Annotated in this window: 11 protein-coding genes; 5 read left to right on the top strand and 6 right to left on the bottom strand. The window is 51.9% G+C overall.

Going from position 1 to position 14,002, the window contains the following annotated elements; all coding sequences use genetic code 11:
• Positions 1–13 precede the first annotated feature (13 nt).
• The gene (locus tag GP475_RS07210) at positions 14–1,765 is read right to left on the bottom strand and encodes a proline--tRNA ligase (RefSeq protein ID WP_187975846.1); all 1,752 of its coding nucleotides are present in this window, start codon (positions 1,763–1,765) and stop codon (positions 14–16) included.
• Between the two features lie 31 nt (positions 1,766–1,796).
• On the opposite strand from GP475_RS07210, the gene GP475_RS07215 reads away from it, so the two are divergent.
• On the top strand, positions 1,797–2,543 hold the full coding sequence (locus GP475_RS07215) for a YaaA family protein (protein WP_187973760.1): 747 nt from the start codon (positions 1,797–1,799) through the stop codon (positions 2,541–2,543).
• 23 nt (positions 2,544–2,566) lie between these two features.
• Positions 2,567–3,997, top strand: coding sequence for a protein adenylyltransferase SelO (locus tag GP475_RS07220; RefSeq protein WP_187973761.1), 1,431 nt, complete (start codon positions 2,567–2,569; stop codon positions 3,995–3,997).
• Positions 3,998–4,061: 64 nt separating this feature from the next.
• Here the strand turns inward: GP475_RS07220 and mqo are convergent, their stop codons facing one another.
• Positions 4,062–5,528: a malate dehydrogenase (quinone) gene (gene mqo, locus GP475_RS07225; RefSeq protein ID WP_187975847.1), complete on the bottom strand. Its 1,467-nt coding sequence runs from the start codon at positions 5,526–5,528 to the stop codon at positions 4,062–4,064.
• A 183-nt stretch (positions 5,529–5,711) separates the two neighbouring features.
• Between mqo and GP475_RS07230 the strand changes: the two genes are divergently transcribed.
• Genes GP475_RS07230 through GP475_RS07240 form a run of 3 tightly spaced genes read left to right on the top strand, consistent with a single transcriptional unit; the run spans position 5,712 to position 8,706 of the window.
• The gene (locus GP475_RS07230; RefSeq protein WP_187973762.1) at positions 5,712–6,740 is read left to right on the top strand and encodes an alpha/beta hydrolase; all 1,029 of its coding nucleotides are present in this window, start codon (positions 5,712–5,714) and stop codon (positions 6,738–6,740) included.
• A 43-nt stretch (positions 6,741–6,783) separates the two neighbouring features.
• Positions 6,784–8,181, top strand: a complete 1,398-nt coding sequence (mtr, locus tag GP475_RS07235; protein ID WP_187973763.1) for a mycothione reductase — start codon at positions 6,784–6,786, stop codon at positions 8,179–8,181.
• A 3-nt stretch (positions 8,182–8,184) separates the two neighbouring features.
• Positions 8,185–8,706, top strand: coding sequence for a hypothetical protein (locus GP475_RS07240; RefSeq protein ID WP_187973764.1), 522 nt, complete (start codon positions 8,185–8,187; stop codon positions 8,704–8,706).
• Here the strand turns inward: GP475_RS07240 and map are convergent.
• The 4 genes from map to GP475_RS07260 all read right to left on the bottom strand — a co-directional run bounded on the left by map (position 8,699) and on the right by GP475_RS07260 (position 13,934).
• Positions 8,699–9,574: a type I methionyl aminopeptidase gene (gene map / locus GP475_RS07245; protein ID WP_187973765.1), complete on the bottom strand. Its 876-nt coding sequence runs from the start codon at positions 9,572–9,574 to the stop codon at positions 8,699–8,701. The two genes, GP475_RS07240 and map, sit on opposite strands and share 8 nt — an antisense overlap.
• 18 nt (positions 9,575–9,592) lie before the next feature.
• Positions 9,593–11,413 carry a penicillin-binding transpeptidase domain-containing protein gene (locus GP475_RS07250; RefSeq protein WP_187973766.1) on the bottom strand — a complete coding sequence of 607 codons (1,821 nt, stop codon included), beginning with the start codon at positions 11,411–11,413 and terminating at the stop codon, positions 9,593–9,595.
• 64 nt (positions 11,414–11,477) lie between these two features.
• Positions 11,478–12,641, bottom strand: coding sequence for a flavodoxin-dependent (E)-4-hydroxy-3-methylbut-2-enyl-diphosphate synthase (ispG, locus tag GP475_RS07255; RefSeq protein ID WP_187973767.1), 1,164 nt, complete (start codon positions 12,639–12,641; stop codon positions 11,478–11,480).
• Positions 12,642–12,722: 81 nt separating this feature from the next.
• Positions 12,723–13,934, bottom strand: a complete 1,212-nt coding sequence (locus GP475_RS07260) for a M50 family metallopeptidase (RefSeq protein ID WP_187973768.1) — start codon at positions 13,932–13,934, stop codon at positions 12,723–12,725.
• Positions 13,935–14,002 lie beyond the last annotated feature (68 nt).

Genomic DNA, 14,002 nt, shown 5'->3' on the forward strand with positions numbered 1-14,002 from the left:
TCAGATTTTTCGCTTAACCAAGAATGTCAAGGACAGCAGCAGTAATCTCAGCAGCAGAGATCTCTGTGGTCTCCCCGCCGCGTTCCCGCAGCTCTACTACCCCATCACCATAGCGACGCCCAAACACCACGGTATAAGGCATCCCAAGTAACTCAGCATCTTTGAATTTCACCCCGGGGCTCACCTTCGGCCGATCATCATATAAGACGTCAATCCCGGCAGCATCAAGATCCGCAACTAGTTGTTCCGCCGCCTCGGTAGCAGCGGAATCCTTATTCGCCACCACTACATGAACCGGATAGGGAGCAACTTCTACCGGCCAATTCAAACCCTTGTCATCATGACGCTGTTCAGCTAACACGGCTACTAACCGGGAAACCCCGATGCCATAGGAACCCATGGTAGGAACGCTGCGCTTACCGTTTTCATCGAGAATTTGAACGTCAAAAGCTTCGGTGTATTTACGACCAAGCTGGAAAATATGCCCTATCTCGATTCCTCGTTCTAGGGTGAGTGTTCCCATCCCTTCAGGGGCTGGATCACCTTCCTTAATTTCTGCAGCTTCGATGGTGCCATCGGGTTGAAAATCACGCCCACACACCAAACCCACGATGTGATGGTTCTTCTTATCTGCACCGGTGATCCAGGATGTTCCTGGCACAACTCGGGGGTCAGCCAATACGGTGATGTCATGGTCGGCTAGAGCCCGGGGGCCCACATAGCCTTTAACTAAAAATGGGTTGGCGGCGAAGTCTTCCTCGGAAGCTAATTCCACCGTGGCTGGCTCACATGCTGCTTCTAGGCGTTTCATATCCGCTTCCCGATCACCGGGCAACAGGATGCCGGTCAGCTGTGGCTCCTTGCCAGATTCGGTGATTTTCACCATTAAGCACTTCAGGGTGTCGGATAATTCCACCGGGCGCCCATCAACGTGAATATTTTGGCTACGGGCCCACGCTAAAAGGGTATCCATGGTTTCAGCATCAGGGGTCTCATACTCCTGGGCTTCGGGCTGACCGTCAATAGGCCGCGGGGTTCCTGGCTGAGTAACCACTGCTTCGACATTCGCCGCGTAATTTCCCTCAGTGGAGCGGACAAAAGTATCTTCACCGGTTGGGGAAATCGCCAGGAATTCCTCCGATGCGGATCCTCCCATTGCTCCAGAGGTTGCTTGGCAAATCGCGTAGTTTACCCCTAGTCGATCAAAAACACGCTGGTAGGCGACGCGATGTTTAGCATAAGACTCGTCCAGCCCGGCGTCGGACATATCAAAGGAGTAGGAGTCTTTCATGACAAATTCGCGACCACGGAGAATCCCGGCGCGCGGCCGCTCTTCATCCCGATACTTGGTTTGGATCTGATAAAGGATGACGGGGAAGTCCTTGTAGGAGGAATAAAGATCTTTCACCGTGAGGGTGAATAACTCCTCATGCGTTGGCCCCAGCAAGTAATCGGCAGATTTCCGATCCTTAAGCCGGAAGAGGGCGTCACCATATTCGGTCCATCGATTAGTGGTTTGATAGGGCTCACGCGGCAAGAGCGCCGGGAAGCTGAGTTCTTGGGCACCCATCCGGTCCATTTCTTCACGCACTACGTTTTCAATTTTCTTTAAAGTGCGTAATCCCAAAGGCAACCAGGAGTACACCCCCGGGGCGACTCTTCGGATATATCCGGCACGAACCAAAAGCTTATGGCTGGGAACTTCAGCATCTGCTGGATCTTCTCGGAGAGTCCGCAGAAACAACGTGGACAGGCGGGTAATCATGACGGAGAGTTTACCGCCTAGGGTAGGAGCTATGCTCATTATCCTCCCACCTTCAGAAACCAAAGCTCATGGCGGTGATGGTCAACCTCTTGACCTGTCGAACCTGCATTTTCCGGAGCTTAATTCCATTCGTGAGTCATTGATCAACGATCTTTTAGCTTTGGAACCCTCCGCCATGCAACAGGCCCTGAAACTTTCAGATCGACTATGGCCGGAGGGGGAGGCCAACCTCGAACTCCTTGACTCCCCCACCATGCCCGCTATTTTCCGATACACCGGCGTTCTTTATGATGCCCTTAAAGCCGAAACGTTATCTCCCATTGCTTTTCCACGATTAGCGATTGGTTCGGCGTTATTTGGTGTTCTTTCTGCTCAGGATCCGATCCCCCACTATCGGTTATCTGCCACTAATAAAATTCCTCAACTCGATGGAACCTCCCCCACTTTAAAATCCCGGTGGAAACCTCAATTGAGTGAGGCCTTGGATAACCGTCACGAGCTTATCCTCGATTTACGCTCCGGTGCTTATGCTGATTTAGGGAAACCCCGCTCAGGAATTTCGCTGAAGGTTTTCCAAGAAAGGTTCGACGGAACCCGGTACATAGTCAGCCACTTCAATAAAAAATACAAGGGAGTTTTTGCGCGGTGTTTGGCAGAAGCGCCCGAGGATTTCTGTCACGTGGATGATGTTATCCAATTTGCAGATTCTCACGGTTTCCAGGTGGAAAAATATGGTTCCAATGAAATCCACCTTATTGTCGCAGAAAGTGAAAGTTAGTTCCTTTTTGTATCCTAGGACCCATGGCTGACCTTCCCCACCTGGAGCACTATTTCGCCGACACGTTCCCGGAACTGTCGATTCCGGTGCGTCCGGAAGAACCCCCACAGCCTCGACTCGTAGCTATCCATAGTTCTTTAGCTACTGAGCTCGGGCTATCTCCCGAATGGCTCGCCAGCCCCGACGGGGTGAAGTTTTTATGTGGCGTCCATCCGGGCTGTTCCGCACACCCAGTGGCCCAAGGTTATTCCGGCCACCAATTTGGGCAATTTAGCCCCATGCTCGGTGACGGCCGCGCTGCGCTGCTCGGTGAAATCATTGATCCTCAAGGACATCGCCACGACCTCCACCTTAAAGGCATTGGTGCTACTCCCTTTTCCCGTGGCGGAGATGGGTATGCGGTGCTGGGGCCCATGCTTCGTGAATTCTTGATCTCCGAGGCCATGCATTCTTTAGGAGTTCCAACAACTCGGTGTCTAGCAGTGATAGCAACCTCAAAAAAGATTATGCGACGGGGCGTACAGCCAGGAGCGCTTCTGGTGAGGGTGGCAGATAATCATTTGAGAGTTGGAACAGTTCAATTTAGCCGGCTTTTGGTGGAACATGATAAAGCAGATATAGATTTACTTTTGAGGATAATTGACGAAATTCAGCTACCGGGTAAATACGGTAATCCTGGTTTAGATCTCATAGACTATGTCATTGAAAAACAGTTATTGACTGTCAGTAAGTGGATGCGGCTGGGTTTTATTCATGGCGTGATGAACACCGATAACACCACGCTTAATGGGGACACTATTGATTATGGTCCGTGCGCCTTTATGGATTACTATGACCCCTCCACCTGTTTTAGTTCCATCGATCATCAGGGCAGATACCAATTTAAGAATCAGCCACTCATTCTAGGGTGGAATATCGCGCGTTTAGCCGAAGTATTATTACCCGTTATTCACCCAGACCCCAACACAGCAGCAGCAAAAGCCACCGAACTAGTGGAAGCAATTCCGCAGCGCTATCGTACGATGTGGCTCGCCGAAATGTCACGAGCCCTAGGCTTAGCCCCATCACCGGCTACCCACGAGATCATAGATGAACTCGTAGCACTCATGACTCAGTATCACTGCGATAACACTACAACTCTGTGGGGTCTGTCCGCTGGAATCTATCCTGCTCCCTTGGAAAAGTGGTATCGGCGTTGGAAAGAACACCACCCCGATACCGAAGCCATGTTCGCTTATAATCCCCTCTACATTCCCAGAAATCACCTCGTTGAGGCCGCACTCAAGGCAGCCGAGGATGGTGACGACACACTTTTCAAGGATCTAGAACGTCACGTCTACCAGCCATTCCGACAACTACAAGAAGACCAAGACCCCCAGCTTCTCCTCGCAGATCCCTATGCTCAACCGGCCCCGAAGGATGCCCCACCCTACATCACCTATTGCGGCACCTAAAAGGACAAGCCTCCCAGACAACTATTCTGGGAGGCTTGTGGAGTTAGACCGTTATTGTTCGGCCTTAACGCTCCAGTTTGAGAACCTTTTGAGAGTGATCCCACAGCTCTTCAAAGAGTTTCGGCTCATTAGATAGCTTCACTCCGTAGGAGGGGAACATTTCCTTAATCTTTCCACTCCACTCAATCATGTAACCACCAAAGCAGCGCTCAAGAAGTTCAATCATCGCGGAAGGTGCAATAGAGGCACCAGGGGATGCACCCAGCAACCCAGCAATGGTACCGGCGGAGTTATTAATTAAGGTGGTGCCAAATTCCAGGGAACCGAACCGCGGAACACCAGCAGGTTTAATCACCTGCACCCGCTGCCCAGCGATAATAAGCTCCCAGTCCTCTTTACGTGCGGTAGGCATGTACTCCCGAAGCGAATCAATCCGAGCATCCATGTCCTTGAGCAATTCAGTAACTAGGTACTTGGTCAAACCCATCTCCTGGACACCTACACCCAGATATGAGGGGATGTTGCCCACTCGCATGGACTTAAAAAGATCTAGATTTGAGCCATGCTTTAAGAACTTGGGGGTCCAGCCAGCATAAGGGCCAAACATGAGGCCTTTCTTCCCGTCGATAACGCGGGTATCAAGGTGAGGAACAGACATCGGCGGGGCACCCACAGACGCCTTTCCGTACACCTTGGCTGCGTGCTTTTCCACCAATTCCTCGTTGGTGCATCGCAACCACTGGCCTGATACCGGGAATCCAGCGAAGCCTTTGATTTCAGAGATTCCAGACTTCTGCAAGAGGGGGAGAGCCTGACCGCCAGCACCAACAAAAACGAAGTTCGCAATGATGGTTTGGGATTCACCGGTGTGGCGATTCTTGGCAGTGACTTTCCATTTATCCCCATGTGCGGAGATGTTGGTGACCTCATGCCCGTAACGAACTTCAGTACCCTGCTGGATCGCCGCATCAACAAACTGCCGGGTCTGAGCACCGAAATTAACATCGGTACCATTATTCGACCAGGAGATAGCAACCCGGTCTCCCGCCGCCCGGCCTTCACCCATGAGCGGCAGCATTTCATCGAAGGTGGCTCGGTCATCGGTGAACTGCATATCCGGGAACAGCGGCAAAGTCCGTAAGGCTTCATAACGGCGACGCAGGTAGCGAACTTGGTCTTCGCCATTAGCGAAGGAAACGTGCGGGACCGGATTGATGAACTCGCTCGGATCCCCCAACACACCTTTTTCTACTTGGTGAGACCAAAACTGCCGGGAAAGCTGGAACTTTTCATTGATATTTACTGCTTTCGCGGTGTCCACTTTGCCATGGTTTTCTGGCGTATAGTTCAACTCACACAGCGCAGAATGGCCGGTACCGGCGTTATTCCAGGGCGAGGATGATTCCTCTGCCGGAGCATCACAACGCTCAAAAATTACCTGAGTCCATGATGGTTCTAGTTCACGGAAGATAGCGCCGAGCGTGGCACTCATGATGCCCGCACCGATGAGGGCAATATCTACTTCCCCCATTAAAGCGGAGCTATTTCCACTGTTTATACGAGCCACGAAGATCTACCCCTTAATAAAAGTCACGTAGGTTCATTGCCCATATACCCTACTCCCCTCCCCCAGGCCTCTGGCCAATAAGACCCCCAGACGGTGGAGATGCTCTGAACTTCCACCCCCGGCTTATACCCCCTACACTATGTTTCTATGACTACAGTGAACCATGACTGGCCAGCCTGGGAACCAGATATTTTAGGCCCGGACTACCAATCCCTCACCATTCCCTTGGGAGAAGATCCTCAAGATGAGGGCGAGGTCTACGCCACAGTGGTTCGTTATCGTCCCACCGCTACCTCTTCCACCACGAAGGAAGATCACCGCCCCGCCTTGCTGTGGGTCCACGGGATGACTGATTATTTCTTTCATACCCACGTTGCCGAGTTCTTTGACCAACACGGATATGCGGTATATGCGGTGGATCTTCGGAAATGCGGACGAAGTCATCGTAGCGGCCAAAAATGGCATTACTGTACGGATCTAGAGGAGTATTTTCCGGATCTCTATGCCGCAGTTGATGCTCTACACGGTGCCGGTCACAACAGCATTATTCCAATCGCCCATTCCACGGGAGGATTAATTGTGCCGTTGTGGCTTAACCAGATGAATCAGGACCATGATCCCCGGTTCCACCTGATTAAGGGCCTCATCCTCAATAGCCCCTGGTTAGATATGATGTACCCCAAGGTTTTTGTGAAAATAGCCACTCCCATCGTCGATAAATTGGGCAAAGCTTTCCCCACTCTCGAAGTACCCGGCGGTGACTTAGGATGCTACGGCACATCACTCCAATCAGACCCCTCCAGGAATTGGGACTATGACCTCAACCTTAAACCGATCAACGGACACCCGAAATATTTCGGATGGTTACGAGCTATTGTTCGAGGCCAACGGCAAATCCATCAACACCATGTCGACGTGGGGGTGCCGACGCTAACTCTGTGCTCTTCGGCTTCCTGGCTCAATCACTCCTATAGTGCAGTAGCCAATGCCACTGACACTGTCCTCGACGTCCAGCAGATTCACGATCGCGCCCCGCTTCTCGGCCAGCAGGTGAGCGTCGAACCTATTCAAGGTGCCCGCCATGATGTATTCTGTTCACTTCATCATGCCCAAGCGGAGGCCTTTGCTAAAACTCTGCAATGGTTGAACTCTATTGGGGCAGATCCCAGCCGGTAGGATCAAGCTGAACTCAAACCACTCCAGGAGGATTTGGAACATCGTGAGCACACCAGCCGTTGATAAGCATTATTCTTTGATCATTATCGGAACCGGCTCTGGAAATTCGATCCCCACCCCGGAATTTGACGATCAGTCAATAGCGATTATCGAAGAAGGTATTTTCGGCGGAACATGCCTGAACGTAGGATGCATCCCTACCAAGATGTATGTCCACGCAGCTGATGTTGCCTTTGATATTGCCGAGGGACAGAAACTAGGGATCCATGGTGGTGTTGACCGCGTAGATTGGCAGCACATTGTTGACCGAGTGTTCCGGAATCGGATTGATCTCATCGCCAAAGGCGGAGAGGACTATCGGCGGGGGCCAGAAACTCCGAATATTGATGTCTATGACCATCACGCAGTCTTCGTTGGCCCGAAAACTCTAAAGACGGGTGTGGGATCAGAAGAAAAGATTATTTCCGGGGATGCTATTGTCATCGCCGCCGGGTCGCGACCGCAGATCCTGGATGTGATTGCGAATTCTGGAGTCACCTACCACACCAATGAGGATATTATGCGGCTAGAACAGCAGCCGGAGTCCTTGATTATTGTCGGTGGCGGTTATATCGCGCTGGAATTTGCCCACGTTTTTGATGCTCTGGGCACAAAAGTGTCTCTTGTGAACCGATCGGAGAAGTTGCTTCGCTCTCTGGATCACGATGTCTGCACTCGCCTTAATGACATAGTTCAGCAACGTTACGACACCCATACTGGCGTCGATATCCAATCTGCAGAAAATACTGATCATGGCGTCAAACTCAGCCTCAGCGATGGCACAGAACTCAACGCTGACGCTCTTTTGGTCGCTACTGGCCGAATTCCTAATGGTGATCTTTTAGACGCCGATAAAGCAGGCATTGAGCTCGCCGAAGACGGTCGACGCATCAAAGTAGATGAGTTCGGCCGCACCTCCGCACCAGGGGTGTGGGCTTTCGGTGATATCTCCTCACCTTATTTGCTCAAACATGTCGCTAATGCAGAGATGCGGGCGGTGCGACACAATCTTTTGCATCCCGACGATCTTCAACCCATGCCGCATAAGCATGTTCCCGCGGCAATATTTACCCACCCCCAAGTAGCCTACGTAGGGTTGACCGAACAGCAAGCCCAAGATCAAGGCTATGAACTGACGGTCAAAATCCAAAACTATGGGGATGTTGCCTATGGGTGGGCGCTCGAAGACACCACCGGCTTTGTGAAACTCATTGCGGATAAGAAAACTAGGAAACTCCTGGGCGCCCACCTCATTGGCCCCCAAGCTTCTACCCTGATCCAGCAACTCATCACTGTTATGGCGTTTGATCTCGATGTTTCCGAGGTAGCTACTCAGCAATATTGGATCCATCCAGCACTGCCAGAAGTTATTGAAAACGCCCTGCTTGGTTTGGAGTTTTAGGCAATGGCGTCACTAGCTGCGCCGCATCGGAATTCCGCCACCCTGCCACCACGGGCCCCAGAGGAGCCAACCACACCCCTCCGAACGCAGATAGCTTTATCTCTCCTGGCCCTCATGACAGGTTTTTGCCTCGTTATCGCCAGCATTACCCCACATATCTCTCACCACCGGGCCCTGGTGTGGTTGCTCGCCGCTATTGTGTCCACTAGCTCCCTGGTTACCGTCCAGGGTCTCTGGCGCCGCGAGTCCAGCAGAATCAGCCGCATGGGTTCCTGGCTCTCTAGTCTCGGCGGTCTCCTAGTTCTCGGCGTCGGAGCTCTACACGCCCTAAGCGTCTTACTCGCCGGAGGCCAGTTTGGCATTACTCTCTTCCTGGCATCAACATACGTCATTCCTGGCGCAACCATAGCTTGTCTCGCCGGCGGGATTCTTCGGCTCCCCGCGAAGTGGCGGCTACCTGTGTTCGCAGTTACTAGCTTTTGTCTCCTGACCCTCTGCGTGGTGGATCTTTCGGGGATTAGTTAAGCCCCTCATCTGGAATGGTGAGGATTTCATTGCCCTCATCAGTTATCACAATGGTGTGCTCAAACTGTGCCGTAAACTTAAAATCCGTGTTTTGCACGGTCCAGTCGTTGTCCCAAATCCGATAGTCCAAACTTCCCAAGTTAATCATTGGCTCAATAGTTAAAGTCATCCCAGGTTCCAGGACATCTCGATAAGCCATGGAATCATAATGCAAAACGACCAGCCCATTATGGAAAGTCGGACCAACCCCATGGCCGGTGAAATCTTGAACCACGTTGTAGCCGAAGCGATGAGCATAGGATTCAATAACCCGACCAATGACATTAATCTCTCGGCCTGGTTTTGCTGCTTTAATCCCCCGCATCATGGCTTCTTTGGTGCGCTGCACCAGTAGCCGATGTTCTTCAGAGACTTTTCCCGCTAAAAAGGTAGCGTTGGTATCCCCGTGCACACCATTTTTATAGGCAGTCACGTCAATATTGACGATGTCCCCATCTTCAATAACCGTAGTATCCGGAATACCGTGGCAGATGATCTCATTCAGCGACACACAGCAGGACTTAGGAAAATGACGATACCCCAGGGTAGAGGGGTATGCCCCGTGGTCACACATGTACTCATGAGCAATGCGGTCCAATTCATCCGTACTAACCCCGGGGGCGACGGCCGCACCAGCTACTGCTAGTGCATTAGCCGCGATTTTTGAAGCCTCCCGCATCTTTTCTATAGTCTCGGCTGTTTGAACATAGGGTTCACCGATGTTTTCTTGGACCGTGTCTTTCCACACGTATTCTGGGCGCTGAATATGTGCTGGGACGTGGCGGATGGGTGTTGGTTTTCCTGGCTTCAATGGTGAACGTTGAGACATAGCGACTATGCTAGTCCGCTACTCCCCTGCGGAATCCAGGAGGTTGAAGAAGTGATCAGTCACCGCCACAGAGGTTTCTGACCCGCCTCCCTTCACCACCAAGGTGGCAAACGCCAAATCATCCCGATAGCCTGCAAACCAGGCGTGAGAACCACCGTTGAATTCAGCTTCACCAGTTTTGGCGTGAATATCTCCTTGGGCTTTCATTCCCATCGCAGTACCAGAGGTTACTACGGCTCGCATCAGCGGACGCAGAGCATCAATAGCAGCCTGGGGTGGGGCATCAGAGCCGTCTTTTACTGTCGTTTCTTTCCCTTGAATAAGCACCGGGGTGGGAGTATGACCGACGGCTGCAGTCGCCGCCATTAATGCCACACCAAATGGGCTGACTAGATCATTGCCCTGGCCATAGCCGGCGTCCGTTCGCTCTAACATATCTGTTCCGTCCGGGATGGAACCCGTTAAAGTGTCGAGACCAGGGATGTCGTAATCGACGCCGATACCGAAACTTCGTCCCACTTTTTGAAGTTCCTTTTCACCCAGTCGGGCTGAAATATCTGCAAATGTGGTGTTACAGGAGCGAGCAAAAGCGGTTTGAAGAGGAACATTTCCTAGGCCAAAGCCAGCATAGTTCGTCACTATGCGGGTGCCGATATCCATCGTGGATGGACAGGGCACCGTAGATCCCGGTTGGAGGCCCTGATATTCCACACCTGCCGAAGCGGTGATGATTTTGAACACCGAGCCTGGGGGGTACTGTCCCATCAGGGCTAAGTCACCTTCCCGGTCTGCGGCCGGTGTCTGGGCCACCGCTAAAATCTCGCCGGTAGATGGTCTGATGACTACCATCATGGCTTGCATATTTCCCCGGGTGTTCACGGCTGCCTGAGCGGCGTCCTGGACTTTGTGGTCTAGGCTCACCCGCACTGCTGGCGCTGGAGAGGGTTCATGATAAGCAACATCGGTGTAGGCTGCCCCATCCTCAGAGACTGTAGATACTCGCCAACCGTTATTCCCATCAAGGTCATCAGCTACTATTCGATTAACCCTGGACATAATGTCGGGAGCAAAATTCGGGTCTTTGTTAATCATTGCGGATTCTTCGTTGAGCCGCACTCCCGTCGTTCGGGACATCGCTTGATTAAATTGATCTTTAAATTGATCAGAAATAAGCCCCACCGAATAATTTCCCTGATTCTTCGCTAATTGATTAGCTAATTCATCTGGATTCACAGTCGGCTGGGAACTATCTTCCCGATTAATAGTCGAAAGAATTCTGGCGATATTATTTGCCACGGTACGACGCTCTTGATCATCTTTGAGTGCCGTGGTATCTACAATAATTCTCTGTTTAGAACCAGGAACTAATACTTCAGCCCCATCAGATGTCATGACGCTAGCACGTTGAGCCTGAACTGGCCGCAATTCCAAGTGCTGATGGGCAGCCAACTGAGGATGCACGACGCTGGGCTGCCACCGTACCGTCCAGGTCCCATTGGACAAGGTCAATACCATTTGGGCTGGATAGGAAAGCTCACGATCCTTAGGCAGATGCCATGTGAGGTTATAGTGCACCGTAGCTACTGTATCTCGGACCTCAACGTCTCCTAGCTCGGTATCAAGTTGCTCAGCCTGTAACCCTGAAAAGGTGCGAGACATCATATCGTCAGCGTTATCAGGCTGGTCTACGTATTGACGCGCGGCATCATAATCTTGGTTAGCGAAGGCTTGAAGGAATTCTTCAGCCACGGGTTTCGGATCGGCTGGTCGTGGAGTACACGCCACTAAGGTGCCAGCCCCAAGTGTGGCGCTAAGGAGGACAGATACGAGCCGCTTCATGGCTAAAGAGGCTAATACCAACAAAAGGTGTGACCTGAAAGCCACACCTAAGCCAGGGCTTATTCTAGTTTGTAACCTTGACTGACGGGCTCATTCCTTCTTGCTCGTCCCAGCCTTGTTCCTCTGCTATGCGCTGAGCTTCTTCGATGAGGGTTTCAACTATTTGCGATTCAGGGACTGTCTTAATGACCTCTCCCCTAACAAATATCTGACCCTTACCGTTACCTGAAGCTACCCCAAGGTCTGCATCTCTTGCTTCTCCCGGACCGTTAACCACACACCCCATGACGGCAACTCGAAGGGGGAATTTCATCCCTTCTAGGCCCGCTGTTACTTCGTTGGCGAGGGTGTAGACATCAACCTGCGCACGTCCGCAGGAGGGGCAGGAAACAATTTCTAATTTTCGGGGGCGCAAATTCAATGATTGTAGAATTTGATCTCCCACTTTAATTTCTTCGACCGGATCAGCGGATAAAGATACTCGAATAGTGTCGCCAATACCCGAGCCCAGCAGCCATCCAAAAGCAACAGAAGATTTAATGGTTCCCTGGAACGCCGGGCCAGCCTCGGTTACTCCAAGATGGAGGGGGTAGTCTGTTTTAGCTGCTAGTTGACGATACGCCTCTACCATAACCACGGGGTCGTTATGTTTTACCGAAATAGCAATATCCCCGTAGCCGCACTCCTCAAATAAGGATGCTTCCCACATCGCAGATTCAACTAAAGCTTCCGGAGTGGCTTTTCCGTATTTTTCCAAAAGTCGCTTATCGAGGGAACCAGCATTAACCCCGATCCTGATGGGAATACCGGCATCCCCCGCAGCCTGAGCTACCTCTTTGACTCGGCCATCAAACTCCCGAATATTGCCCGGGTTCACCCGAACAGCAGCACACCCCGCATCAATGGCGGCGAAAATATATTTCGGCTGAAAGTGAATATCAGCGATCACCGGGATCGGAGATTTTGCCGCAATAGCCGGCAAGGCTTCTGCATCTACCGTTTTCGGACAAGCCACTCGAACAATATCGCAACCAGCTGCAGTCAGCTGAGCAATCTGCTGCAAGGTGGCATTAATATCGTGGGTTTTGGTGGTGGTCATCGATTGCACAGAGATCGGATAGTCCGAGCCAACCCCCACGTCCCCTACCATGAGCTGACGAGTTTTTCGACGTGGCGCCAACGTGGGGGGCGGGGTATCGGGAATACCAAGACCAATAGGTTGAGACACTATCGCTAATCTCCTCTGCGATTTTTCCTACCGTAGAACGGTTACCGACGAAGCTAAATTCTACACTCCACCATCAACGAGCTATTGATATAACCGGATGGGGTTGACCACATCTGCCACCAGCACCAATGCGCCAAAAGCAACCAGGATGGCCGCAATTGTCATTGTCAAAGGCATCAATTTCGAGTAATCTGCGGGCCCAGCAGCAGGAAGGCCACGGAGGCGTCGAACCCCATCTCTGATTTTCTCCCACAGCACCACAGCTATGTGCCCACCATCTAAAGGAGGCAGCGGGATGAGGTTAAATAACGCGAGGAAGAAGTTCAGGTTGGCGAGAAGAAGGAAGAACACATTCCAATAGTTGTGTTCTACGAGTTCTCCACCTACTCGAGAAGCTCCAACCACACTCATCGGGCTTTCTTTGTCTCGCTCCTTGCCTGTAATAGACATTGCCACACTCGGGATTTTTGCGGGCAGAGACATGAGGCCTTGAAAGCTAGCGGAGAACGTTTGCGCTGAGAGTTGAGCTGTCGCTGGAATTGCTTCGATGGGGCCGAATCGCCGCACCGCGTCAGGCGGGGCCCCAGCGTTTACCCCAATGGCGCCAGCGCGGAAAGAGTGTCCGTCGTGATCGAGGCGATTTACACTCGCCACAGTGATGGTGATTTCTTGAGGGTGCCCATCCCGTTCAATACCAAGTCGGATTTCTTGGCCAGGGCGCTCAAGTACCCAGTCACGAACTTGACTGAAACTCTGAACCACGTTGCCATCAATGCTTTTTATTCGATCCCCCGGCCGAAGACCGGCCTTCTCGGCAGGACCGGTTCCCGAACAAGCCTCCAGGTGCTGAGCATCACGCTGATTAGACACGCAGCTTAGTTCTCCCACCACCGGCGACGGATCAGCATAAGGATTAGGGATCCCGGAACTCACCGCCACCCCATAGAGGATGATCATTCCCACAAGGATGTTCATAATCACCCCACCTAGGAGCACAATGATGCGCTGCCACCAGGGCTTATTAAACATTGCGTGAGGAACTTCCTCGGGGGTTAATTGCTCTTGAGCAGTCATTCCGGCAATGTCACAAAAGCCGCCGAGTGGGATTGCTTTAAGACCGTACTCGGTGTGACCTCGTCGAAAAGAAAAAACCCGTGGGCCAAAGCCGATGAAGTATCGTCGCACTCTCATTCCGAAGATGCGGGCCGCCGTCATATGACCCCACTCGTGGAGGGCGATGGTTACGGCGATCCCCACGGCAAAAAGAAAAACACCTAGTAGATAAGCAGCCACCAGTAGATACTCCCGCACATTGGTTGACAACAATAGTTTCGACGCAGATCTCTCAACACCTGGCTCCT

It is taken from the genome of Corynebacterium poyangense (assembly GCF_014522205.1).
Taxonomy (GTDB): domain Bacteria; phylum Actinomycetota; class Actinomycetes; order Mycobacteriales; family Mycobacteriaceae; genus Corynebacterium; species Corynebacterium poyangense.